This window comes from Variovorax sp. GW458-11-26-14-LB1, from assembly GCF_059423965.1.
Window position 1 is genome coordinate 23,650 of the sequence record NZ_JBWKYW010000013.1, and the last position, 25,914, is coordinate 49,563.

At 59.9% G+C, this 25,914-nt stretch carries 18 protein-coding genes; 9 read left to right on the forward strand and 9 right to left on the reverse strand.

The window, feature by feature from the left end; genetic code table 11:
- The first annotated feature begins 159 nt into the window (after positions 1-159).
- Entirely contained in the window at positions 160-1,368 is a 1,209-nt protein-coding gene (locus AC07YS_RS11295; RefSeq protein ID WP_495267906.1) for a Druantia anti-phage system protein DruA, read from the forward strand.
- Here the strand turns inward: AC07YS_RS11295 and AC07YS_RS11300 are convergent.
- The 7 genes from AC07YS_RS11300 to AC07YS_RS11330 form a co-directional block, all read right to left on the reverse strand.
- Positions 1,365-6,953, reverse strand: coding sequence for a DEAD/DEAH box helicase (locus tag AC07YS_RS11300; RefSeq protein WP_495267905.1), 5,589 nt, complete (start codon positions 6,951-6,953; stop codon positions 1,365-1,367). The two genes, AC07YS_RS11295 and AC07YS_RS11300, sit on opposite strands and share 4 nt — an antisense overlap.
- Positions 6,950-8,062, reverse strand: a complete 1,113-nt coding sequence (locus tag AC07YS_RS11305) for a hypothetical protein (protein WP_495267904.1) — start codon at positions 8,060-8,062, stop codon at positions 6,950-6,952. Before AC07YS_RS11305 ends, AC07YS_RS11300 begins: the two co-directional genes overlap by 4 nt.
- On the reverse strand, positions 8,059-10,914 hold the full coding sequence (locus AC07YS_RS11310) for a hypothetical protein (protein ID WP_495267903.1): 2,856 nt from the start codon (positions 10,912-10,914) through the stop codon (positions 8,059-8,061). Before AC07YS_RS11310 ends, AC07YS_RS11305 begins: the two co-directional genes overlap by 4 nt.
- Positions 10,915-11,444: 530 nt before the next feature.
- Complete coding sequence (locus AC07YS_RS11315) at positions 11,445-12,344, reverse strand: TniB family NTP-binding protein (protein ID WP_495267902.1); 900 nt, start codon at positions 12,342-12,344, stop codon at positions 11,445-11,447.
- Positions 12,337-14,271, reverse strand: coding sequence for a transposase (locus AC07YS_RS11320; protein WP_495267901.1), 1,935 nt, complete (start codon positions 14,269-14,271; stop codon positions 12,337-12,339). The genes AC07YS_RS11315 and AC07YS_RS11320 overlap by 8 nt, the downstream gene beginning before the upstream one ends.
- Position 14,272: 1 nt before the next feature.
- Positions 14,273-14,932, reverse strand: coding sequence for a TnsA endonuclease N-terminal domain-containing protein (locus tag AC07YS_RS11325; RefSeq protein WP_495267900.1), 660 nt, complete (start codon positions 14,930-14,932; stop codon positions 14,273-14,275).
- A gap of 299 nt (positions 14,933-15,231) precedes the next feature.
- Entirely contained in the window at positions 15,232-15,489 is a 258-nt protein-coding gene (locus AC07YS_RS11330; protein ID WP_495267899.1) for a helix-turn-helix domain-containing protein, read from the reverse strand.
- 194 nt (positions 15,490-15,683) lie between these two features.
- Here AC07YS_RS11330 and AC07YS_RS11335 point away from each other — a divergent pair, with 194 nt between their 5' ends.
- Genes AC07YS_RS11335 through AC07YS_RS11370 form a run of 8 tightly spaced genes read left to right on the forward strand, consistent with a single transcriptional unit; the run spans position 15,684 to position 20,573 of the window.
- Positions 15,684-16,124 carry a hypothetical protein gene (locus AC07YS_RS11335; protein ID WP_495267898.1) on the forward strand — a complete coding sequence of 147 codons (441 nt, stop codon included), beginning with the start codon at positions 15,684-15,686 and terminating at the stop codon, positions 16,122-16,124.
- 30 nt (positions 16,125-16,154) lie between these two features.
- Positions 16,155-16,988 (forward strand): metallophosphoesterase, encoded by an 834-nt coding sequence (locus AC07YS_RS11340; protein WP_495267897.1) that lies wholly within the window; start codon positions 16,155-16,157, stop codon positions 16,986-16,988.
- Positions 16,985-17,200 carry a hypothetical protein gene (locus AC07YS_RS11345; protein WP_495267896.1) on the forward strand — a complete coding sequence of 72 codons (216 nt, stop codon included), beginning with the start codon at positions 16,985-16,987 and terminating at the stop codon, positions 17,198-17,200. Before AC07YS_RS11340 ends, AC07YS_RS11345 begins: the two co-directional genes overlap by 4 nt.
- 26 nt (positions 17,201-17,226) lie before the next feature.
- Positions 17,227-17,733 carry an HAD domain-containing protein gene (locus AC07YS_RS11350; RefSeq protein ID WP_495267895.1) on the forward strand — a complete coding sequence of 169 codons (507 nt, stop codon included), beginning with the start codon at positions 17,227-17,229 and terminating at the stop codon, positions 17,731-17,733.
- Between the two features lie 19 nt (positions 17,734-17,752).
- Positions 17,753-18,697, forward strand: coding sequence for a metallophosphoesterase (locus tag AC07YS_RS11355; protein ID WP_495267894.1), 945 nt, complete (start codon positions 17,753-17,755; stop codon positions 18,695-18,697).
- Positions 18,698-18,728: 31 nt separating this feature from the next.
- The gene (locus AC07YS_RS11360; protein ID WP_495267893.1) at positions 18,729-19,238 is read left to right on the forward strand and encodes an HAD domain-containing protein; all 510 of its coding nucleotides are present in this window, start codon (positions 18,729-18,731) and stop codon (positions 19,236-19,238) included.
- Positions 19,177-20,037 (forward strand): metallophosphoesterase, encoded by an 861-nt coding sequence (locus AC07YS_RS11365; protein WP_495267892.1) that lies wholly within the window; start codon positions 19,177-19,179, stop codon positions 20,035-20,037. Before AC07YS_RS11360 ends, AC07YS_RS11365 begins: the two co-directional genes overlap by 62 nt.
- A 17-nt stretch (positions 20,038-20,054) precedes the next feature.
- Positions 20,055-20,573: an Xre family toxin-antitoxin system antitoxin gene (locus AC07YS_RS11370; RefSeq protein WP_495267891.1), complete on the forward strand. Its 519-nt coding sequence runs from the start codon at positions 20,055-20,057 to the stop codon at positions 20,571-20,573.
- Between the two features lie 282 nt (positions 20,574-20,855).
- On the opposite strand, the gene AC07YS_RS11375 is transcribed toward AC07YS_RS11370, so the two are convergent.
- Together AC07YS_RS11375 and AC07YS_RS11380 are read right to left on the reverse strand one after the other, a co-directional pair.
- Positions 20,856-21,245, reverse strand: coding sequence for a hypothetical protein (locus tag AC07YS_RS11375; protein ID WP_495267890.1), 390 nt, complete (start codon positions 21,243-21,245; stop codon positions 20,856-20,858).
- Positions 21,246-21,262: 17 nt separating this feature from the next.
- A complete protein-coding gene (locus AC07YS_RS11380) occupies positions 21,263-25,756 on the reverse strand; it encodes an RHS repeat-associated core domain-containing protein (RefSeq protein ID WP_495267889.1) in 4,494 nt (1,497 codons plus the stop codon).
- Positions 25,757-25,914: the final 158 nt, after the last annotated feature.

Consider the following 25,914-nt stretch of genomic DNA (forward strand, 5'->3'; position numbering starts at 1 on the left):
CGCGGGGGCAAGCGAATGGCGATCACGCTGTCGTTCTGTGGCGCAAACTCATGTGGCACTCGCGCGTTTCAAAGTGTGTTGCAATCGCGCTTCGAAAGGCGTTAAGCCACGGCAGCAAGGCTTGACCGGTTGGCCACGCCGTGGCCAAATCGAGGCACCATGATTCAGAGCAAAAACGCCACATCCGCGACGAAGAAGCCCGCTTCTTCCGCCAAGGTGATCTATCTTCCGCGTCAGGTGGAGAAGGCCGCGGACGAGTTGCGTCGGACAATTGAGGACGCCTGCAGTACTTTCGAGACTGCAATGGGCAATGGCGACAAGGACTACCTGCGGGCCCTGCACATACAAGCAAAGTATGGCCAGGGCGGAAACACCGCCCGGACTGCGAAGGTGCTTTTCGAGAAGTACCGCTCACGCTTTCGCAATGGATCGGAAATCGATCCCTCGAAGATCAAGCCCGTGCTCAAGTTCGTCCAGCGAAACGAGGAGTGGAGCGACCTGTTCTATGCGACCCGCTCGATGTGGTCGATGCCCTATAACAAAGGATATGGGCGCCGTCTTCGTTTCGTCGTCTTCGATGAGCATCACGAGGCCGTGATCGGCATCATTGGCCTTCAGTCACCGCCGGCAGATCTCGCAGCGCGGGACGGCCTCTGGAACTACCCCGAGGAAGAAAAGCTGGCGCTGGTTAACTGCACGCTGGATGCATATGCCGTGGGAGCCGTCCCTCCGTACTCTTTTCTGCTTGGAGGCAAGTTGTGCGCTGGCATGATTTCTTCGGATGCAGTACGCCAAGCCTATTGGCGGCAATACGCAGGTAAGAAGACTCGCATGCTGGACAAGCATATCCAACAGCCACTGGCTGCTGTTACGACAACCAGCGCGTTCGGCCGTAGTTCACAGTACAACCGACTGAAGTACAAGGATCGCTTACTGGCCGAACCTATCGGCTACACGATGGGCTTCGGCACTATTCATCTGGAGCACCTGTACCCCGAACTCTGCTCTTACTTGAAGATGGTCAACGAGTTCACGCAAGGCGGTTTCGGCAATGGCCCGAAGGTGCGCTGGCAGAACATCTGCCGAGCCTTGGTGAGGCTGGGATTGCCGAACACATTGCTTCAGCATGGTGTCAGGCGCGAGGTGTTCCTCTACCGACTTGTCGATCAACTCGACGAGGGCATGGGCGGCAAGGGGTTCGGATCGCCCTTCTCGCTGCCCGAAGCGGATTTCGCCGAATTTTGGCGTGAGCGTTGGGCGGTTCCACGCGCGCAACGCTTTCCAGAATGGAACCAAGGGGAAGACGTCGAACTCCTCAGGCAGACGCTGGCCAGTGCGATTCCAACGCCCCCCGTCACTCCCGCTTAGGCGCTGGCGATTTGCGTGAGCGCGTACTGCGTTGCCTTGGGCAGGTTTTGCCGGACAAGTAGTTCATTGATCTCGACAAGCAACGCAGTTCCTCCGTTCGGGAAAACTCCGTCCACCAGGCGCGGAACCTGGGCGTCTTCCAACGGATTCGCGACCGACAAGATGACAGGCTTGCCTGTCGCGCTTGTCACCAGGATGGGCTGGCGGTGCGGCTTGAGCTGATCGTCCACGAGGTCGCCAAGCAGAACCGGAGCCAAATAGGGCTTGTCATGGCGCAGCAGATCAGTAAACAGCGAGTCGGTCGCACTCGAGATTCGACGCGCCTCGAATGGCCTGAGCTTCCCTTCAAGCAGGTACTCCAAGAGAGCGATGCCAGTGAAGCGGTCCAGAGCACCATGATCCAGACGGTTTCGGAAACTGCGCAAGCACCGATAGCACGACAAGTCGCAATGCTCCGCGCACGATTTCATGATTTCAAGGGCCTTTTCGAAAAGCGCGCGCCCCTTCGCCGCCGCAGCGCCGGAGAAGCCCGCACCGCCAGGCAGCGTGTCGTAGAGAAAGAGCTCGGCTTCCAAGCCTTCATTGCCTAGCGGGGTGACTGCGGGGCGGTACTCGGCCAGAATCTCGCCGGGTTCGATGCCCAGCAAGTCAGTCGCGGCTCGCGCGAGTGCCTCGCTCACCGTGCGCAGGGCGACACGCGTGATCGACTCAGCGGCATACAGGCGGATCGGATCCTCAAGGCGGAAGGAAAACAGAGCCACATCGGTCATGAAATCGGTGCCCAGCACGACGTTCCTGGATGTCGCATTTCCTTTGCACATCTGATCGGCAGGATCGGGATAGGGCTTCGAGTGCTCGTTCGCGTGCGTCAGCGGGCTATTGGGGGTCGTCGCGGCTTCGATGCGCCCGCACCGCGCGCAGTAGGAGTACCCGAGCTGACTGGGACCAGTGTTGGACACCAGCAGGTGTGTTCGAAGCGTTAGGTGACGAATGCGCGGGGACTGCACCACCCACCTGGAATCATCGGGACTCTCCATGATCAACTTGGCCCGGGTGGCGTAGCTGGTCTCGGGAATATCATCCGGGGAAGTCACCTCCGGCTCGGTAACCGGGTGAGCGAATCCTGTGGGGCGCATCCAGTAGCGTGCTGGTCCCAGGGTCTGGGGGCCCTGGCAAGCGGGGCAGTCCATTACGTCGTCGCGGCTAAGCCCGGTGTTCACCGGCTGTGTACGGGCGAAGCCGCAGCGCGTGCACTCCACATGCAGTTTTCTGTTTTGCCATTGTTCGAAGCGATCATCGGGCATCGCGGTATAGATCGCCTTCGAGGTGTAGCACTTGCCGGCGATCCAGACCTGCTTGCCAGGCGCATATTGAGTCAATGCCACTGCCAGTCCCTGAGCCGGCGCGAACTTGAGCTTGGGTCGCCTCTTGCGCAAGGTGCCCTCGGCATCGAACACATGGAACGTGGCGACGTCGGTCGGGAATGCGTAGCGGGGCAGCACCCCCTTGTAGAGCAGAGTGTCGAGCAATGAGTTGGGGTTGAGCGGGTTAACTGGCGTTTCGTCGTCCACTTCCGCCTGCATCTCGGATTGCCCTGCATCATCTTCGTCGGTGGCTTGAGCCACTGCGCCGATGAGCGGGGCGCGTGTATCTGCGGCCTCCTGGATCGCTGCTTTGATCGCATCAACGCAGTCACTGATCATCTCTTCCAAGAGCCCTTGCCGATCTTGCTGGGACAGCTCGACGGGAATCCATGAGTCGACACGAGCTCGCAAAGCCTCTGCGTTGGCCTTCAGCCAGGCCTCGAGATCAACATTGCTGAGAATGCTTTGTGGCTGGAGGAAATCTCCCACCGTGCCCAGAACGGAGAACAGGTTACCGTTGCTACTGCCCTGTGAATTCGGCGGAATCTTTGCCTGATGGTAGGACTGCAAAAGAAAGGCGCGGATGTGGCGGCGGACAATTTCCGGGTTATCAACGCTCAACGTCGGATCAACCACCTCGCCGGAAATCATCTGCGCCGGCCTTGAGAAGAAGTGCTCGTCGTGGGTATCCGAGCCGCCGAAGGCCACCACGGTCGCGATCGCGCTGGCCCGCCGGCCAGCTCGACCGGCTCGCTGCTGGTAATTTGCGCGGCTAGGCGGCATGTTGCGCAGCGCGACACCGGAGAGTTGGCCGATGTCGATCCCCACTTCCATCGTCGTGGTGCTGGAGAGCACGTCGACCGCCGTAGGGGCAGACCGAGCGTTGCGCACGGGGATGTCGACATCCTGGAAGAGCAACTCGTTTTCCTCTGCCTTGGAAAACACATCGTCGTTCTCCGCAGAATTGAGCTGTGCCGTGTGCTCTGCCGCAATGATCGAGACCGGCGCTTGCGGCTCGGGCTGCAAGGCCGCCAGCACTGCATTGCGGTAGTAGCCCTTGCGCTTCATGAAGACATCATCCGCGTTGGGATCGAGCTCGAAGACCCTCGCATGGCCGCAGTCGAGACATACAGGCAACAGCCTGACGGGCCTGTGCACCGACTTGCAATCAGAGCAGCGCACCCATTTCCCGCCGAGCTCGAGTGAGAGACGACGTCCCTCCAACTGATATCTGCCGGCCTCCATCTTCGATGTAAACAGCTCGAGCAGCTTGGGCAGCCATTTTTCCTTGAAGGACTTCCTTGCTGCGGTTGATCCCAGCCTGCGCTCGAAGCGCTGGAATTTCCCTGTTCTTGAGGTGATGCGCACCTTCTTGTCCGGGTGGATCAGGTACCAGCGCGACGGCATACAGCGAAGCCCAAATCCAGCACCACTCCACTCCCTGAGCCATGCTCTCGCGAGTTCCAGGCGATCCTGCGCTGTCTCCGTGATACCCGCAATGTTCGGCAACGCCTCGACGCCGGCGCGCCTGTCTTGGTGCTCCACGATGGACGCAAAAGCCAATGCCTCGAGGCCGAGCAACCGGTCTCGCATCGTAGTCATCAGGTCGGCCAGGAACGCCTCTGGCGGCTCGCCGGGGACAAGCTGAACACACAACGCTCGCAGTTCGTCATCCGAAACATCCACGCCAGGCTTGACGACGTTGTCCACTTCGATGAAGTCCTGCAGCTTTTCTTGCGCGGTCACTTCCGGTCGAAACCGAACGCCCAGCTCGCTCGCCGCAATCAATACGGCGACGTACAAGTGGTCCAGCGACAAGGCGAGCTTCGGGATTTGGGCAAGGCGCGTCCATCCGCGCACCAGCAGGGGCCTCAATGTGTCTCGGGCCGAGTACATCTGCAGGTTGGGCGCGAGGCGGGCCGCAACCTGCCGTGAATCGGAAAAGGCAAGGACCTTGCGCCCCCGCAGCGGAGCGAAGCTCGTCGCGGGCTGCGGACCGGGGGGCTGTACTTGGATCTGGCGACTGACGAGGACCTGGAAAGGCTGATCGCCCTTGGTCTCATGGTCTTGCACCGAAGAGCGCCCTTGGTAGCTCTTGCGCTCACAGACGCCGCACTGATGGAAGATCCCCGCTGAGGCGAAATATCCCCCACTGTTGCCGTCGTCGTCGTCATCGTCCTGAACGGCCTGTGCGACACGATGTGGCGGCAGGTAGACCTCCCGCTCACGTTGGTTCTTTAACGATGAATTGATCTGACCAGTCGTCAGATCGAAGCAGGCCACCTCTGCAAGTTCCGAGCTGCTCGGCTTAGTCAGCAAGATGTCGAGAGCATCGAGTTCTTCGACTTGGTCCTGAGACATCCGAAGAGGCGCCCCCGCCTCGCTCCAGATGACAGATGGGTTTTCGACGTTGTTGCAATAGCCGCGCGCGTAGGCGCTGCCGCAAACCCGACATGTGAAGAGCTCGAGGACCCGTGCATTGCAGGCAGCGCACAAGTCTCGTGGTTGGGTATAGAGCTTGCCAACGGTTCCCCTGAGCGATTCATGGATGCCCGTGCAATTCGGATCCATGCATGCCCACAGTCCTCGTAGCCCGCGGAAGAAATTGTGGACGCGGCATGGCAAGAGACTGGGGTCGTCGGGCCTCCGCCGCGCACTAGTCGCCAGTGCTGCCAGATTGGTCAGCGCCAGATCCGCGACAGGCTTGGGTGAACTGGGGAAGACCTGCACACCGAGGTCTTCGACCGGCTGTGCATCGCCCATGGTCTTGTTCACCAGTGCGATCAGGGGTGCAAAGTCGTGTAGGGCATCAAACAGCGATCGATCGATGTGCGCAGGATCTTGTGGTACGGATCGAGCTTCGAGAAAGGGCGCCACGGATTGCGCACGCCTTGTGGCTTCCTCAGAATAGAAACCACTCATGTCGAGACCGGCCAGGAGGAGAGCCTGTTCCGCGCTACCTTGTGCGCCGTTGGGACGCATGAGCAAGTCCCCTTCGATCACGGTGAACGACTCGGGTGGCGCACCCGTCAGTTCTGACGCGAATGCAGGCGCGTAAGCCGCGTTCTCGAAACTGGCGGTCGCGCAAATCACCTGAAAGCGCTCGATCGGGATATCCAGACGATCTCGAAGCCGCCGCAACAGTAGCCCGACCTCTGCTCCTGCGGCGCCACGGTACAGATGCGATTCGTCGAGGATCAGAAGAAATTTCTCGTTCGGATTGGCTGCAAGTCGTTCTTTGGACTGGTCGAAGATCGTCCGCTCGATGGGGCGCATCAGCATGTATTCGAGCATCGAGTAGTTCGTCACGAGCAGATCCGGAGCCGCGATCTGTGATTCATGTCGCGTAAGCAACTCGGAATCCTCGGGCAATGTCACGGCTCGGATGAAGTTGTCGTCGGCGTCTTTCCAGCGGCCTCCTTTCGATCCCTTGTACCAGCGCGCGAGATCCGGTTTGGCTGGCCACTTGCCGCGACTCGCGAGGTCCTCGATCATCTGGGCGGCGGCGGCCGCACCTTCGTCGTTGCTGTTCGCCCGCTCCAGTGCCCCCACATAGAAGTCACCGAACTGCTTGAGCTTCGCCTGATCTTTTCGCTGGAGCCGTACCCCCGCATAGGGTGTACGGCTCGTGTATCGCGCGAAGCGCGGTGGCCTGCCCGCCATATCCATAAATGTCTTCACGAGCCTCGGATCTCCAAAGATCCCTCGCAGTCGCCCGAGTTGGTCGTTAACCAAGGCGTTCATGGGATACAGGATCATTGCCCGCATGCCACTTTGCGTCTTGAACGCATCTGGATTGGACCCGGCTTCCTGAGCAAGCATCCCTAGTATCGGCATTAGAAATGACTCGGTCTTGCCCGAACCAGTTCCAGTCATGATGAGTAGGTTCTTGCCCTTGACCAAAGTCTCCTCGATGGCCTTGCTCTGATGGGTGTATGGCGGGTCGTAGAGGAGGTGCTTGCCTTTGGACGTGGGTTGCGAAAGCTTCTCGAACAAGGCGCTCGCGGCCTGGGATAGTCCATTGATCTCGTGAAACTTTCTTCCTGTCTGGTACCGGGGTGTGGACTCCAGAAACGGCGACTGATGAATGACGCCGATCTCCTCAAGCAGCGCGCGGCGCTGTTTGAGCAATGCGGGATCGCCAATATGGTAGGTCGCCTCGATGTACTCAATGAGTGCCTCACGCAATTCGGAAGCCACACCATGGATCGTCTTTGTCATTGAATGTCCTCTGAGTTTTGTTGAGGGGCGTACCAAAAGTGATCTTTCAGGAAAGACTCTTCTTGCCGCAACTGTGAAGCTGGCAGCCAAAAGGAAAAGCCACTCGGACCACTTTTTCCGTTACGGCTTCCCAGAAGAGTCAACCTGCGCCGCGCCGCCATGGGCAAAGGGAAATGGACGTCAAGGTAAGCACCTTCGCCATCTGGATCGATCCGCGTTCGCATGGCCGCCGGAAATCCTTGCCTCGCATCAATTGCCAGTTGGATTTGCCATGCGATATCGCATGCTCTGGCTGCTTGCTCTGGCAGTGGCAGCAATAGGCTGCGCTGCACCTGGCCCTCCTGGAGTTCGCACAAGTACCAGAGCGGCGCTCCGTATGGGTGGGGATGACGTCCGATAAAGGTCCCGGTCTCATCCTTGGGCGATGTCCAGCGTTGGCGATAGGTCAACGCGGTGGCTGTGGCATGACGAAGAATGGAGATTTCCGGTAACTCCCCTTTGACACCGTCTTGCTGCAGGCGCTTTGTCATACGTCCAATAAACTTGTCTGGCGCCTCGGCGTGATGCGGGATCAGCCACGCCGCGTCGCTGATCTGCCGAAGCCCCAGTCCATGCAGTACATCGACAAGTGGTGCCGCGTCGGGTGCGTCGATGTAGCGAGTTGCCCCCAGGTGGTGCACCTGCGCAAGTACTTCGCCGGGGAGAAAAACGGCGTCGTCCGGTGCCACACCAAATACATAGATGCGACCGTCCGCTCTTCTGACAAAGCTGGGCGGTGCGCAAAAAAGCCAAGTGGGATGGTCCTCGGCACCGACCGCAGTAACCTTGGAAAACTCGATTAGATCTCCCGAGATCATCAGGTCCTCGATAGAAATCTCCACCTGATCTGCGACGTCCGCCCATGTTTCCGGGTAAAGCGTCAACGAGCGAACTGCAGCCCGGGCAAGGGCAAACTTCGGACATGGGCACATGAATCCGCTCAGGCGTCTGACGACAGCGGCAACGGTTGCCTCCACTTCGCCCTCGAAAGTCGACGGCCGCAAATGAAGATCACGCTTCAGGCGTTGGAATACCTCCATCTCGCTTGCGCGGACGGCGCGGGCAGTCATCCTTGCACCCTCGCATATTCGCGTTCATGTTCTCGACATAGCAACAGCAGCCGCGCACCGCGCACTAGCACTGCGAAGATATCCGCGCTGGCCCCCACCGGGTGTAGATCGCCATCAAGCAAGAGAGCTGGATTGAATGCGAGCAGCCATGCGGTGCGCACGGCTGCCAAGTCCTGCGAGACGCGAAAGCCCATGGATTTTTCCCGGTGAATGTTCTCGAGCGCCTCATCGGAGATGTTGGCCGCAGCATTGCACGCTCGCCCAAGGCCCACCGCATACGAGATCGGCTGGGCAACTGCGGCATCCAGCAAGTCCCAGCTATCTGGAGTCGCGTTACTCGCCAGACGCTTTTCCGCTTTCGCCCAGGGTACGCCGCACACGACTGCGATCAACTGATCGTGGATGTGATCGAGCACGCGCGCGCGCTTCATGCGCGATATCGCACCACACGTACGAGCGCTCGCCCAGAGCGCATAGGCGTCGACCAGTTTCTTGTCGTCTTTGCACTGCCTCATCGCTTGCTCGTCCAACTGCACACCGAACCAGTCGAATCCCTTCCCCACACTGGTGGAAGACACAACGGCCGCATAGCTACGGCCCTCGGCATGGGCGACGAAAAGGCCGTCTGCCTTTTTGGTGTCGATGCCGATGCGGGCTTGAGCAGGGTCTACTGAGGCTCGCTTTATCGGCTGCGAGAAAGAGAGCCGCTCGACATGCAGCGGCTTGTCGAAGCCGTCATTGATGAGTCGAAGCGTGGCGGAAATCCTCGAGACCGACATACCCCAACGAAGAGGCTCTGGGTGGTGCAGAAGAGCGACCCTATGTTCCCCGAGGTCCTCGGCATCGACGCGGATATAGCCCCCCGCAGCTTCCAGATAGGTTTGCTCGTCCGAGGATCGATTCAGAAACGTGCTGAGCTTCTCATCCCAAAGCTCGGCGGTCACCGGCAAACGCTCATTTTGAACAATGGCGTGAGAGGACAGTATTTCGTTTGACGCATCCGTGAGGACAAGCGTGCAGGTCGCACGTCGTGCCTGATCCCCGATCACCGTCAGGACAATTTTCCCTCTTAGCAGGTCATCAATGGTCGGCGCAGGCGGGTGCACGTCCACGATCATCGCGTTGATACCGAGCTTGCCAGGCATCCAGGCAGTCGGCGGACGGATATACAAACTCAGCTCAATGCTTCGTTCGGTCTGGAAATGCGAGCCAGTACGCGTGGCGATAGATACGCGAGTCGCGATGGCGACCTTGTGCCGCCCCACGGATAGCCCGTCGAGCATGAAGCTCATACTGAGCGCTTCGCGGTCGCACGCGAAGGTCTGGATCTCGCCGTCGTCGATCGCGAGCTGGTAGGCATCGAACTCGTGGTCGCGGGTGATCGTAAAGCAAGGTGTTTCGCTGGTGAGCCATACACCGAGTCCATCTTCTCCCCATTGACGCGGAAGCAGGCCGAGAGGAGAGACCCGAAGGCTCGAATGAAAGGAAATTCCTGCTTGCAAGAGAGCCGTCTTCTGCGCCTCTGCAATGACCGCGCCTAGTCTCAGCTCGACGCAACTCATACCCGCGCAATGCAGCGGAACAGCCGGCCCTAATTTTTCGATCAACGAGGGCTCTCGCGCTGCTACCAGGTAGCTCTCGCCCGGAATGACATGAGTCGTTGCGATGTTTCTGGCAGTTCCGTCCTCGTTCAATCGGAAGAGCCAGACCTTTGCGGGCCACATCTGGCATTCGGGGTTAACGATTCGGTCGAAAAGCGTGTCCGAGCCATCGAAATTCAGAACACATTGCCTTTGGGCGGGCCAGTTCAAGAGGGTGTACTGCATCCCGCGAGAGGACAACAGCGTGCGCCCCAAGAAAAGGGCAGGACCATGCGCTGGCACCGAATACCGGACCCGCTCCAAGTGGGGCCTCAGCTCCGGCTGCGAATCAACCAAAGGTTGGAATGATGGAACGCAAAGCACCGCGTGCCATTCAGCCGATGCAGTGCGTCGTAGTTCGATGGTTGGTCGAAGCAATACCCCCTGTCGATCAGTGACCGCAACTACACCCGGGTCTGGCGTAGCAGTGTGCGAGAGCGTCTGCGCCCAGTAGTTCTGCTTGATCCCCGGCAGCTGAAATTGCAGCTTCGCATACTGTTTCCGCGCATCGCTGAGCCACGCTCTCGCGTTCCCGCGTGAGTTCAAATCTGCGGTGATTCTCCGCAAGGTCGAGGGATAGATTGACGTCTGACCACCATCATCGCCTTGCAGCAAGGTATGCACGAGTCTACCGACCAGGTCATGTTGCTGCAGCAGAAACCGGAATCTCGATGTTGAGACGTAGGAGTGCTGGGCGATCAGCTTGCCGGTAGCCTCCGGAGGAAGGTGGACAACAGTCCTAAGCTGATAACGTATGTTGTAGATCGACTGCGCAAGCTGTTCCTGCAGGTCGCGAGGAAGCAAAGCGTTCGCGATTGGCCATGCAATGTACTTATAGTGTTTGGCCCATTCACCCTGCGGTCTGACTCCAGAAAACTCTGCGCAAAAAGCCCTGAACCAGTCACGTAGACGTTTTCGATTTCCCCAGAGCTCCCAGTTGGCCGTTCGCTGAGCAAATGAGTGCCAGTACTCCTGCCCATCGAAGTTGTACCCCTGCTCCGCGGCATGCACGACCCATGAGACCTTGAATTCGGCGACCATACCGCGTTTGCCGAGGCTCTTTCCGAGCTGCGCCGACAGAGTCTTGACCTCTTCAGGGTCGAGACAATGCTCCAAGGCAAAAAGCCGATGCCCATCCGCGGCTTTGGAATCGGCGAGTTGAGAGAAATGAGCTCGAAGTCGTTTTTCGAACAAGTCAAGCAGTTCACTCATGGCGAGATCCTGCGACGTCGAAAAAGCTCTCGGAACTTCTCAAGTCCAGAGTCGAAGTCTCCAAAAGCTGCCGCCAGCCCAAGTGGCAACTGCATTTAGCGTGTGCCCATAGGGTCAGCACGAATACCGCTTCTGCTTCGTGTTTTCTCCGCCCTCATGCGGATCGAGCTTCCCTTTTCCACCGCTCCTCCCTGCTTTCGCTACGCGTATCGGTAACAGCGCCATGCCCTAATTCAGCACGCCTTCTATTTTTGTATCAGAATTTAACTGGACATAGGTGCACTCTGGCACGGTGTTTGTACGAATTTTTTCACCAGGTCCTGACATTTCGCGAAATTGCAGCGTGTCCGTCGTCAGCAGTTCGCTTCGGTCGTCCTTGTCTTTCGACTGATCACGAGATCGGTGGGCCTCTTCTTTTTCGGCGTTGTGTGAGTGAGTCTCCCGTTGGAGAAGGGCCCATCACATAGGGCGTAGCAGGCAGTAGCTCCATACCGTCTGCAAGTGCCTACGCGAGGCTGGACGACTTCCAACTACACGATGCTCCTGCACTCCGCCTCCCGCGCGCGCTTTTCTGCGATCCACTCGTTCAGGATCTCGTCGGTGATGGCCTCGGTTTTGCTCCGGATGGCTCGAACTGCGCATTCGCGGATCATGGCTGCCGTACCTCCAATCTGTTGCCCACTTTCGCCGTAGATAAGCGCGGCCAGTTCCGATCTATGGAGATTCGAAGCCGACCGCAAGGGCAGCGTGGCCTCGAACCACGCCAGCAGTTTCTGGTAAGCGGAATCGTTCTCCCATGACGCCAGTGGCCACTCTGGAAAACGTCCAATGAGTTCTTCATCGGTAGATAGGGCCTGTCGCGCGGCGGCAGTGCCGGCGAGCACCAGTGAGATCTGAGTCTCATTGCTGATGTACTTGATGAGGTTCATGATGTACGACGTCTTCTTGGAGGCGCCCGCCAGCATCTGGTGCACCTCGTCGATCATTAGGATCCTGGTCTCGACCTTCTCGAGAGCGTCGACTAGCCGCGGGATCTTCTCCACCGGGGTCATGCTGCGGCGGGGAATGATCCCCAACTGAAGCAACGCTTTGTCGAGCAGAATCGCCTCGAACGGCCCGGGTGGTGCTTGCAGATAGAACGCCGGCACATGAATCGCATCGCCGTCGGGACGGACGTTCGCCGGATGCAACCTTCGAAACTTTTGAAGGAGTTCGGTCTTTCCCGAATCGGTCGCACCGAGGATCAGGAGATTGGGCGGGCGAAACACCTTCGGGCGCGTCATCAGGTCCTCCATCTCCGCCAGAATCGCCTTGACGCGCGCAGGCTCATAGAACGAAGTCTTTCGGATGTGGTGGATGCGAGCCTCATCAGAGGCATTGAGCAGTTCAATTGCGGCATCCGAGAGGATGCGCTTCGCGGGTTCAGTCATATGCGCTCCCAAGTTCTGACAGGAGATCGTCGCCGGGCACATACTCCGGCTCCACGGGTACACATGGTTCAGCGGCTGTGCTTCGCGAGCGCTCAGGCGGTGGCACAAAGGCCTTTGCGGCATTCTTTTTCTGATCGACCTCAGCATGGCGGAGTCGCTGCGCTGTGCGCCGTGCGGACGCCTTCGACTTCTGCGCATCGAGCACGATCTTGCGCATGTGCTCGATGGCCTTGAAGATCAACGGCTCGTTAGTCGTCGGCTTGCCTTTATCCTGCAGGCTGCGCTTGGCAGCCTTGACCTGCCACAAAGTGGTCGGTGGCCGGGTCATGTCGCGATAGGGCACCTCGATGTAGACCTTGCGCCGGTCGTCCTCGTGCCGATCGTCATAGAGCCAGATCTTGCTCAGATCCCGTGGGTTGAAGCGGCAGATGAATTGTCGCGCCCGTCCGTCGGGCCCGGTTGTCCCGATGAGCGCGCGAATCCGGTTGGAGAACCAGTCAATGCTCCAGTTGCGGATGCCGTTTCGCTGGACCGTCCCCTTGAAGAACGGAAGCAGGTCCAGTCGCAGCCTCTCGACATTTTCGATTGCCGGCGGAAGTCCCAGAGGAGGCAGCCCATTCATTCCTTCGAGGTGGAACTTCTCCCACTTGTAGTGGGGAGACATATCGTTCTCGTTGCCCCTGTGCTTGCCCTGATGGTAGATGCCCAGCACATAGAGCGTGAACCACCGCTCCAACTCTCCAAGCGTCATGACGGCATGACCTTCCGAGTCGTAGTTCACCTTGTCATGTACGCTGGAGAAAGTCGTGCCTGGGACCTCTTCATGGATCTTTTTCATGAAGGTGCGAAAGGCTCGCTCGACGTGACCTCCGTAGCGCGCCTTTCCCTTGGGGCGCAGTTCCGGCACGATGTCGTACTCTGCGCAGGCATGCTGCAGCATGTGCCCACGGAATTCTGCCGCGTTGTCGGTGTGAATCTTGCGCATGAGGCCACGGCACGGCCAGGTGAATTCCGGCGGGATATTCTTTTCCTTGAGCCAGTCATCCTTCGGTAGGATGGACAGGAGCAAACACTGTCCCGTGGCATAGGCTCCAGGTCGCTCCAGAGAAATCGCAAATCCGAGAATCATCTTGGTGCATACGTCGATCGCGATCGTGAGATATGCACGCCCGATCGGCTTTCGCTCCTCATCGTCGACCAGGATCGCATCCATTGGCGTGTGGTCCATCTGCACCACCGCCAGGGGATAGTCCGCGTTGGGAAACGATCCCATCTGAGGAAGGAGCTTCTCGTCAGCACGCTTTTTCCCGTACCGGCGTGTCTCGACCACCGCAGGATCGAGTTGGTCAATGCGGGTGCGCAGGGATGAGATATGCGGCACGTGCAAGCCTCGCGCCAAGCAAACCATCTTGACTTCGCGAGAAACCGAGGCCACAGACTTGCGGTTCTCTGTCAGGTAGTGCTTGTCGATGCACTCGTCCATCACGGCGAGGACCTCGGCATCGAGCCGGCTTTTTCCTGCATCTTCACGCTGCGGCCGCAGCAGGCACGAGAGCCTTTGCGACTTCTTGTACTTTTCAATCCAGCGATAGATCGTCGAATGGTGTCGCTTCATCACCTTGGCCGTCTTCTGCACTTCCTTGAGCGTGCGTTCGGCCTCGGGCAGCTCCAGCAGGTACTTGATGTTTCGATAGATCTCTCCCGCCCGCTCCCACTTGGAGGGGTCGATCGACACGAGATCGATCTTGCGGTCGCGCCCGATGTGTCGCATGGGTCGCACCTCATTCAGGTGCTTGGTGACGTAATCACCCTCTCTGGTCTCGAGTACCAGATGCTCCAGGTCAACGTAGTCGACTACCTCGAGGACATCTTTTCCCAGAAGGACCCGCGTTCCAATCGGCGTTCGAAACTCGGCGACTGCGCTCATGTCAAGCTTCCTCGGCCGGAAGCCAGAACAAGGTGTTCAGGCGAATGGCCTGGGCGATATCGAACTGGATACGCTTGCGCGCCACAAGGCACCACCAGGTCCAGATGATCGCGCTTCGACGCGAAGCCGTCGGGCGCAGGTGGTCGGTGACCATGGCCAACGACGCACGCTGAAGGTGTGCAAGCGCGCCAAGGACCGGAGCGACCTCGTGCTCGTACATCGTCGCGTGCCGGTACGACCAAAGAAAGCGGATGTTGTCCAGCTCCGGGCCGCGAATCGCATGCTCATCCAGCACCATCCAATCCCACCCGCGGGATTCGCAGTACGACTTCGCAGCCCTGAATTTGCGTCGCAAACGCCGCCATTGCGTTGCCAGTTCATCCCGGTACTTGATCTCGCACAGAAGGGGGCGACGCACAGGCACACCGTTGCGTGAAACGAAGGAGGTCAGCACGTCCGGCGTATAGGGGATTCGGATACCCGGCGCGACCTCGTACTCCAGCGTCAGCGGCTGGGTGACGAACCATTCGACCTCGGACTCCCAGGCCATGCGCATCAGAAAGTCGCGCTCGAGCGCTGACTCGTACCCCTGTCCGTTCAATTTCCCCGTCATGCTGATGTCGGAGATGGGAATACGCCGCGATGGCTGGGGTGGTTGCATGACGAACTGCGTTGATTGAAGACCTCGCTAAAGGATCGCAAATCAACAGCTCAGTCCGCTAGGTTGACGGCATGCGCATCTGTAAGGATTTGCTTCATGCGCTGAGCGTGTTGAGGCTTCGGCCTTCGCTTCACCGGCTGGTCACCTACATCGGGGCCCGGCTCTTGGCATTGACGTGCAGTAAAGCTGCGTCGGGCAGCGACCGTCAGCCGGCGGAGCAAGTTCGCCCCCGTGTCCACAGCGCGGCAGAAGTCCGAGCGCGCTCTCGGTGGTGGCTCCAGCGGATAGCCGGCGCGCCTTTACTTGGTACGTGCTGAGCCGTCCAGGTACTTGAAGAACTCAGATGGCTTCATTTCCAGGCCCGTCACGATCCGCATGATGTTCGTTAGCGACAGATTGCGTTCGCCTCGCTCGACACCGCCCATGTAGCTGCGGTCAATGCCGATGTGATCGGCAAATGCTTCCTGTGAATAGCCTCGAGCCTTACGTTCGGCGCGCACCCCGGCACCAAAGACCTCCTGGGGATTCTGTGCGACCGCTCGCGTCTTCGTAGTCATCCCGCGATATTCGGAGTACGCGGCCTAAAGCACTACGGACAATAGGTACGCGGACTTTTAGAACGCGGACTATAAGTATCTTTTTGATATGATTTTTACCGCCGCTTCCGGGCCGAGGCGCTGAGGCGCGCAGACTCACCGGAAGATTCATCGCGATGGATACGGGGCCGCCCCCGCAACAGGAATATCCGACCATGACACTCCCGCTGCTGCTGGTGCTCGCAGTCGCACTGGTTCTCTTCTACTGGGCCTGGATCGCATCGCCTCGTGCGATCCAGAGCGGGCGAGAGCAGATGTTGCGGGAACAAGGGCAGGCATCCGGTGCTACCTTCTTCCCGGTCGATCCTCGCCGAATGCTGGGCGATTGGGACGGGACCTGCATCCTGTTCGATCCCGATGCCCGCAAGGCCTGCATCGTCAGTCGCGGAAAGAGGGCTCAGACGGTCGACTTCGACTACTTCCAGACCTGGCAGCTCAAGTGGACCGAATATCCCGGGAATCCGGTGTTTCGCTTTCAGCACGTCCACTTGCTCTTCGAGACCAGCGACTTCGATCGTCCGACGATCCGGGTCGCCGTGCCCTCCAGGTCCGATGGCGAGGCCTGGAACGCCAAGCTCTCGATCCTGATGCCCTGAATGCGCTGCTGAAGAAATGGGCCTACCGATGTGAAGCTGCTCATCCTCTCGGACCTGCACCTCGAGCTCGGCACCTTTCTCGCCCCGAAGGTCGACTGCGACGTCGTGATCCTTGCCGGTGACATCTCCGTGCCCGGCTCCAAGGCCATGCGCTGGGCCCGGCGGGAGGAGAGCTTCGGAGAGACGGTCCCGATCATTCTTGTCCCAGGCAATCACGAGTTCTTTGAGGGCGTGCTGCAAACTACGCTCAAGGAAATGGCGCTCACCGCGAGGTCTTGCAACGTGTACCTCCTGGCGCCCGGCGAGGCTGTGATCGCCGGCGTCCGGTTTCTGGGCTGCACGCTGTGGACGGACTTCGAACTGCCGATCCAGACCAAGACAGGGTTGCTGGTAGACACCAAGCGGGCCATGAAGGCGGCCAAAGTCCATCTCAACGACTACTCATCGATCCGGTGGATCGAGGCGAAGGATTTCTCCGACGCACCGGCGGTAGCAGCCAAGTCAAAAAAGCGCCGCCTGGCACCCGAAGACACGCGGGCGCTCCACCAGAGTGACCGCGCCTGGCTGGCCCAGAAGCTGGCCGAGCCCTTCGATGGTCCGACAGTGGTCGTGACCCATCACGCCCCGCATCGGAGCTCTCTCGCGCCGTGCTACCAGTCCGACTGGCTGTCCGCGTCCTTTGTGAGCGAGCTCCCAAGCTCCTTCTTCGATGTGCCCTCCCTCTGGGTTCACGGCCACCTCCACGCGAGCCTGAATTACGAAATCGGCAACTGCCGAGTGGTGTGCAACCCCCGGGGGTACTTGCGGCATGGCCGTGACCAGGAGAACACGCAGTTCAACCCCGAGCTCGTGGTGGAGCTATGAGCGACATCCAGCCATCTACCCGCACGATCCAGCAAGTGTTGGCTGCCGCGACTGTGGTCGCGGGTGGGGACCTTGAGGCGGCCATCCTCTGGTACAGGAACGAGCCACTCGCGCCGTTTGACAACGGGACCGCCGAGTCGCTGGTAGCCGAGGGGCGAGCTGCCGATGTGCTCAATCTCCTTGAGTCCTTCCAGGTGGGGTTTGTTGGATGACGAAGCCCTGCACTAGCCGTCTATCCATGGCCGAAGCGACGCTGACCCATGATGCCTCCGGCCGCACGGGCGATTCCAGCGATCTGCTGTTCCTGGATGTCGATGGTGTTCTTCATCCTGTCGGCGTGAACTACTCGTTCAGCAGCAGATTCTTCAGCCATTTGCCGCGGCTGGAAGAGCTTCTTCGAGAGTTCGACTCTATCGACGTCGTCATCTCGTCGGATTGGCGACTGGCCGAGAGCATCGAACAGCTGCAGCGCTATTTCAGTGCTGACATCCAGCATCGGATCATCGGAGCGACGCCGCAGATTGCCCCCCATGTAGTGCTCCACCACCGGCGTCAGTCGGAAATCCAGGCCTGGCTCGACGGGAATGCCCGCGGCGGCGCGGAATGGGTCGCGCTTGACGATTGGCCCTCGAGCTTCGAAGCGGGCTTTGCGCGGCTCGTGCTCACCGATCCCACGCGGGCATTCGATCAGGACTGCTTCCAGGAGCTGCGCTCGCACTTCCTGCGGTTCGCGGCTGGACGATGAACCACCATCGACATGTGAAATGAAACCGCTCATCTCGTCGGACCTCCATGCGCGATCCGAGCACAACCAGTCGAAGCCCAAGCTGATGTTCTTCGGCGACCCGCACGGCGATCTCGATCCGGTGATCGCCGCGGTCGAGCGTTCTCATCCTGAGGCGATCGTGCTGCTGGGTGACATCCAGGCACGCCGACCTCTGCACGTCGAACTGAGGCCAATCCTGGATCTCACCGAGATCTGGTTCATCCCCGGGAACCACGACACGGACTCCGACGCCGACTACGACAATCTGTGGGGATCGGAGCTCGCCACCCGCAACCTGCACGGGCGGATCGTCCAGATCGCCGGGTTCAAGGTCGCGGGCCTGGGCGGCATCTTCCGCAGCAAGATCTGGGACCCGCGGCGGCCGATCGATGAGGCGGCGTTCCAATCGAGCGACGCCATGCGCCGCGCCATGAAGCGCGAGGAACGGTGGCGCGACGGCATCTCCCGCAAGCACCGATCCTCCATCTTCCCGGATGAGTACCAGCGGTTGCTGCGCAGCGGACCCGCCGACATCCTGGTGACGCACGAGGCACCGACAGCGCACCCACATGGCTGGCAGGCGATCGACGAGCTCGCCGAGGCGCTCGGCGTCCAACTGGTGGTCCATGGTCACCATCATCAGAACATCGACTACCTTGCCGAGGGCTTGATGACCGCAGCTGCACCGTTTCGCGTCTTCGCGGTCGACATGGGCTCGCACCTGGCGTGGCCACCTGCTCCCCAGGACGGAACAGAGTCGGAAGTTCTTCCACAAGATTTGCTGGAACTCGCCACTCAGGTCTTCGGTGCTGGGGCGCAGGCTTGGCTAGACAAACCTCACGAGTTGTTTGATGGTCAGACGCCAGCCGCGTTCGCTGCCAACGGTGGCTCGGACAAGGTGCGATCGATGCTCAACGCCATCCAGTATGGCGGTGTCGTATGAGGCCTGATGAGCATGGACTGTGAGGCCCGGAGTGATCCTGTTTCTCGACTTTGACGGCGTGCTTCATCCCGAAGGGGAGGATCACACCCTCAACGGTGGCGTCGACTTCTGCTTCCTGCCCCGCCTGGAGGCGCTGCTGCGCGAGTTTCCCCACGTGAAGATCGTGATCAGTTCATCCTGGCGCGAGCAGCTTCTCTATGAGACCTTGCTGAAGCCGTTCTCCAGCGACCTCCGCGCCCGGATTCTTGGAGCCACGCCTCATTCGGGCTTTGGCCTCCCGTCGCCGTACAGAAAGCGTGAAGGAGAGATCCTCGCCTGGCCCAGATCCATGATGCGGTTGACGAGCCCTGGGTCGCGCTCGACGATGCCTACTGGCAGTTCGATTGCTGCAAGGACCATCTGGTGGTGTGCGGCTCGTTCACCGGCTTCGACGACAAGGCCAGCGCCGAGCTTCGCGCGCGCTTTGAAGGGGCATGTCAATGAAAGTACTGGTCCTCTCCGACATTCACCTCGAGTTCGCACCCTTCGAGCCGGTGCCTGATCTTGAGTTCGATGCTGTCATCCTCGCCGGCGACATTCATTCGCCAGCGAAGCGCGCCGTCCAATGGGCGGCGGATCGCTTTCGTGGCAAGCCGGTGATTTATCTGCTTGGAAATCACGAGTACTACGACGGTCGAACTGACACGACACTGGCCGAAGCGCGCCGTGAGGCCGAAGGAAGCAATGTCCATCTACTCGACGGTGACGAGCTGGTGGTCGACGGTGTGCGCTTTCTCGGTGGGACGCTGTGGACCGATTTCGCGCTCGCCATCGAGACCCCTGAAGGGCCGGTCAGCGATGTCGGGCGCGCCATGAAGATGGCGACCAATCTGCTGAACGACTACGCGCTGATCCGCACGGTCGACGAGGCGGCAGAGCCCGATACCTGGCGCTACAAGCAAGGAAGAAAGCTTCAAGCAGCCGACACGCTTCGCATTCATCAGGCGCAGCGCGCGTGGCTGCGAGACAGGCTTGCGGAACCATTCGTCGGACCGACAGTTGTCGTGACGCACCACGCGCCTCATCGCGGCTCACTGGCGCAGCGCTACGCCGCTGACTGGTCCTCAGGCGCCTTCGTCACCGAGCTCCCGGGAACCTTCTTTGATGTGCCCGTACTCTGGGTGCATGGGCACACGCATCAGCAGTTCGACTATCGAGTCCGCTCTTGCCGAATCGTGTGCAATCCGCGCGGCTATGTGAACTGGAGCGGCAGGATCGAGAACAAGGCGTTCGATCCTGCCCTGATCATCGACGTGAAACCCTCCGCCATTGAAGCAGTTCGTGGGGTTATCCAATCATGACTAGGGGTGCGTCCAGAATGACGCGTCTGACCTCGCAGGCAACCGATCTGCTGCCTGCGAAATCAACGTCCGTCTGGACCGTGGCAATCGGATCGAAGGAGCTCAAGAAAGAAGACTTCGTCAGTCTTTTCAAGAAAGATCCCCTCGAACACGTCGGACTAGTCAAACACGGAGTGCCCGCACTCTTGATCGAGTTGGTAGCCGGTGAAATGGGCGTGTCGAAAGACAAGCTGCTCGCCATTCTTGGCCTGCCGCGCGCGACCATTCATAGAAAGGCCAGGAAGAATCAGCCTTTGTCGACCGAAGAGTCGTCCAGGGTGCTGGGAATCAGTCGCCTCATTGGGCAGACACAAGCCATGGTCGAGACATCCGGAAATCCCGATGGCTTCGATGCAGCAGCATGGATGGCTCAGTGGCTCGATCAGCCCCTATCCGCTCTCGGTGGGCGACGACCAGCGGAGCTGATGGACACCGCAGAGGGGCAGGCCATCGTATCGAACATGCTCTCCCGTACCCAGAGTGGCGCCTACGCATAACGTCAGCGCTATGGAGTCTCGGAACTGATACTGCCGATCTCACCGCCGATGACATGACAGGCAAACGCGCCGAGATCACAAGTGCTCAGCCAGGGCGAACAGTTCCTCCAGCAGCGGCCCGACTCGCGCCAAGCGCTCCTGGCATCGTTCGGCGAGTGGGCGAGGCACAGTTCGATCGCTCGAATTCTGTCTTCATATGAATACCTGAACTACCTCCTGGTAGCCCAATTTTTTATTCGCCTCCCTCGGGTCAGAGATCGATGGAATCCAACAGTCGCTCTTTTAAATGTTGAACACCTCAACTTCGGGGGGCTCGCCTGACAGAACGCTTAGGCAACTATTTTGGCTCGCGACAAAGTACTCGAAAACGCCCTGCCCCTTCTCCCGCGTAAAACCCTGACGAGTAGTCTCAAGATCAAACCAGCCATTCTTCTTTATCAAGAAGAGCCAACCATTTAACGCACTGCAGGCGGGCCAAAACTCGAGCAAATCCCCCTCATCGAGCAGCCTAAAACCCACGACCCAGGGAAACCGCACGATTGCAACTTTCTTGTCCTCACCGGAAAGTAATGTTACGGCGAGCTTGCCCCACTCAAACCTCACATCGGAAATATTCACAACCGATTGAAATGTGTGAGCATTCTCAATAGCCTCGGCATCAACGCTTGGCATTGATCTCTCTCCTTACTTCAGTTCCGCGGATAGCGAATCTTATCCAGTGGTTTGCCCCGAGGATTTTGTATCTCAATCGTGGGAACGTTGCCCGATCCTTCTGAACTTCCCGGCCGAACGATCGTTCTTCCACCATCTGACGCTACCCCAACGCGAACCCCGTTCCCCTTATCGCTTACGCCATCGCCGTTGGGAAAAAGCTTGTCAAAGTCATCATTTGCATCGCCAACGGGATCATCCGATGGCTTGTCCCAAATCCTGGGGCCTCCTCCAATTCGGTCTCCACCAGTTGCGCCTGGGATTGGGGCTTCTCGTGTCCCGTTACCTGCCCCGTCGCCACCATCCGAAAACATCCGGTCCCTCACCCAATCAACGGCTCGCCCGCAAGACCGGGCGATGCCATTCACTGCATTTCGGCAGCCAGCGGACAACGAACAGCCGACACCGAGAACACCAGCCCCCACAGGTGCCAAGATCTGAGCGACTTGTCCGCGTGGGTCCACGTATTTCAGCGGATTTCCGTCTACGTAGCCGAACCTGCTCCATCCTCCATCCAACCCGATCGGATCCGGCTGGCTGTATCGTCCCGTTCTGCTGTCGTAGCTGCGGAAGTAGTTATAGAACAGCCCACTCTCTGCATCCGCATACTGCCCCGGGTAGCGCAGGTTGAAGACGATTTCGGCCGCTGATGTGCTGCCCGTGCTGGGCATGGTCTCCGGCCCGGTAAACCGCTTCGCAGCCGTCGTCGGCATCTCCTCGCCGAACGCGCTGTAGCGCCATTGCCAGACTGGCTGACCCGCGTCATTGCTCAATCGTCTGGGGGTGTTCAGATGGTCGCTATGCACTGCATGCTTCGCGCCGTTGAGCACGGTCGCGACCGGCAACGGACCATTCACCGTGGGCAGATAGATGTATTGGCTCTGTCCCGAGCTTTGCGCGCCACCGCTGCCCACTTCCGCGATCAGCGTTCCTTGCTCGTCGTACACGTAGGCGTAACCAAGTTGCTCCGCCTCGCTGGTCGCCGGACTCCAGAGCTTTGTGAAGAAGGCGACCAACCCGCTCCAGAAGCCCGGGTCGGTCTCGTCGCCCTGCGCCGGCGGGAACTGTGGTTCGGTCTTGAAGACACGCTGGCCCAGCGCGTTGTGGGCATAGCGCGTCGTGGGACTGCTGTCGGTGGCGCCTGTGGTGGCAGTGCTCAACCGCCCCTCGGCGTCATAGCCATACGTACGCAATCCATCGCCCGTGAGATCGCCGTTGGCGTTGTAGCCGTAAGTGACCGTGGTATTGCTGGCGCCGTTGATGGTCTGGCTGAAGCCCGCGAGGCGGTTGCTGCCGCCGAGCACCGTGTAGTTCCGTCCGGTTGTCTGGCCGTTGCCCACCCGAGTGCTGCTGGTCCGGTTGCCGTTCGCGTCGTAGCCGAAGCTGGCGGTGTCGGTCGCCCCAGACGTCGCGTCGAAGCCGGTGATGCGACCAGTACTGTCGTACCCCACGCTCCAAGTGACGCCGCCGCCGACGATCGTGTCATGGGTGGGATCAGTGTCCGCCGGCCCATACAGGTACTGTGTCAGACCCGAGATGCGGCCAGCGGCGTCATACACATAGCTGGTGGTCTCTGTGGCGATAAGCCGCCCGGCCGTGTCGTAGCTACGGCTGGCCGCGAGCTGTGGGCTGCTGGTAGTGAAGGCCCAGGTCCAACCCGTCGCCTGGCCGAGCGGATTCCAGGTGATGTTGGTGACCAGTGGATTGCCATTCCAGCTCAGACTGTTGATGCGGCCCGTCGTATCGTACTGGTAGCCGAGGCTGGCCCCATTGGGGTAGCCGACTCCCGCCAGTGTGCCGCTGGGGTTGTAGCTGTAGCTAACCTGCTGAACGCTGCCGTTGGCCAGGGTCTGCTTTTTGAGGATGACGCGGCCGAAGGCATCCCGGGTGTATTCGGTGGTGCCGCTGCGATCGATGATCTCCGACAGGTAGCCCTTGCTGTTCGCCGTCAGGTCGTAGCGTAGGGTTGTGGTCTTTGCATCGGCGAAGACCAGGCTGGTCGGTCGCCCCAGCGCATCGCGAACGATGCTGGTTGCCTGGCCCAGAGCGTCAGTGACCTGGCTGGGCAATCCCAGACTGTCGTACTGACGACTGCGGGCGCCGCTGTCCGCACTGGCTTCGGTGGTGACATTGCCCAAGGCGTCCCGGCCGTAGGTTGTCGCCACACCCTTGAAATCCTGGGCCGCAGTGATCGCGTCGAGGGCGTTATAGCTCTGCGTTGCGGTGGCATTGGCTGCATCCGTGATCGTCTTGACCCGGCGCAATCCATCCAGGCCGTACTGTGTGCTCTGGTTCAGGCCATTGGTCTCGGCGATCAGATCTCCATTGGCGTCATGGCTGAAGCTTCTGACCTGGTTCGCCCCTTCCGTCAACGTCGCGACGCGGTTGAGCTTGTTGATGGTGCGCGCGGTCGTCCATGCCACCGCACTGGAGCCGTTGAGGATCTGCTCGGTCAGCCGGTTTCCAGCCGAATCGAGTGTGTAGACACCGCTCTCGCCCCGGTTGTTACTCCATCCCGTCAAGCGCTGGGCAGCGTCATAGGTGTAGCTGGTGACCAGTCCTGCAGGCAGCGAGATCGTCGCGAGCGTGCCCGCGGGGTGGTAGGTGAAAGTCGTGGTCTGCGCGGGAGCGCTGCCTACGGTGCGCGACAACAAGCGATCGAACGCATCCCACACGAAGGTGGTGACCCGACCGTTCGGCTCCGTCTGGTTCGTGAGTCGGTTGGCGGCATCGTAGGTATAGGCCGTGACATGGCCCAACGCATTGGTCGCACTCAACACGTTCCCGCGTGTGTCGTACGCGTAGGTCGTGACCGCCCCATTGGGTTCGGTGTGTGTCTGCACCAGCCCTTCGGTCGTGTAGGTCCGCTGGCTCGTGCGCGCCACGCCCGATGTGCCGCCCGTGTCCGTCACCGTTTCCGTGAGCAGCTTGCCGACCGTGTCGTAGGTGTAGGTCGCATCCTTGCCAGCCTGGCTGACCAGCGTTGGTACTGGCAGCGTGGCATCCCAGGTCGTGGCGATGGCCCGCTGCTCGGGCGTACCGAAGGCCTCCGTGCGAGACGCTTCCAAGCCTCGCGTGTTGTAGGTGAAGTTGGTGACGCTGCCGGTCGCGTTGGTCTGGCTCGACAGCAAGCCGCGGCTGTCGTAGGTGAACGACGAGTTGCTGGCCGGGCAGCCCGGTGCGGGCTCCCCCTGGATCTGCGAGATGCGCTTGACGCCGTTGACGATGACGTAGTGGTACGTCGTCGCGCGCCCGACCGAATCGGTCACGGTGGTCGTACCGTTGGCGTTGTAGGCCACCTGCGTGAGTTCGGCATTGCCCGCGTGCGTGGTGCTGATCGCACGGCCCAAGGTGTCGTAGGCGTAGGTGGCGTAGCGCGCACCAGATTCATCCGTCACGCCCGTGAGAAAGCGCGAATGCGTGGTGTTCTCGTAGTGGTAGGTGCGGGTCTTAACGTCCGCACCCGCCGTCTTGACGGCGGACACAAGCCGGTTCTGCGCGTCGTAGTTGTAAGCAACGCTGAAGTTGGGCGTGGTCAGCGAACGGGGCTGAAGGTGCGCATCCTCGGTGAAGCTCAAGCTGTTTCCGAAGCCGTCCGCCACGGTGACCGCACCATTGGCACCGTAGGTCAGTGTGTGTGCCCAACCATAGGGGTGGGTCTGCTTGGTCAGCCGTCCGCTGGCGTTGAACTCGTACTGCGTGTTGTCCGGGTCGACATAGCGCCAGCCCGTGCCGTTCTGCGACAGCGTGCCCAACTCATCGGGATCGGGCGTGATGGTCGATCCGCTGCGCGCGAATGGTGACTCCCGGCCATTGGCGTGCAGCAGCACGACCTCGCTGGCACTGATCCGCAGACGCGTGGCGTACGAATACCGCCAGTAGCCATCCGCGCTGTTGAAGACACGCGCGAACCTGAGCGGGTAATGCGTGGAAGCGCTGCGGAAGTCTTCTTCCTCCTGCACCTTGATGCCCATCGCGAAGTTGATGGGATTGCCTGCGCACGACTGCGGCCCGTTGCGTTCGGTGCCATCTCCCTTGTTCTTGCGCGGCGCGAGATCGGTCGTGTCGTAGTAGACCGTCATGTAGTCCGAGGCACCGCATCCACCGACACTGCCGGAAACCGCGAGGTAGTTCGGTCCGGGGCGCAGCGTCACGGGAACGCCGCGCCCTTGGAGGAACGATACGGCGGCAGTGAAAGAACCGGAATAGTTGAAGAAGGACGAGCCATTCAACGTTGCGGTCACCGTGCCGGCATCGCCTGTGGTGGCATCGCCTCCGCCGGTGCCGTACACCGTGATGTTGGGTGAGGTGACCTTCGCGCCCTTGGCCGGCGAAGTGAAGTTCAAGGAGCATCCGGCCTGCGCCCATCCGGAGGCGCCCAGCAATGTAAGCGCCGATGCGCTGTAGAGCGCGAAGCGCTTGATTCGGGCACGCAGTCGGCTGCCGTGCACGGCATCAACGTCGAAAGTCATGTCGATTTCCCTCGCTAACTCTTTTGAATTAGGTGCATTGCCTGAAGGTGGCAATTGCTGGAATCGAGCGTAACTACATGGCGCTAAACGTCTCTACATGTAATTCCAATGTCCTTTCAGATTTCCCGTGATTGAAGGAAAAAAGACTTACCCATCAT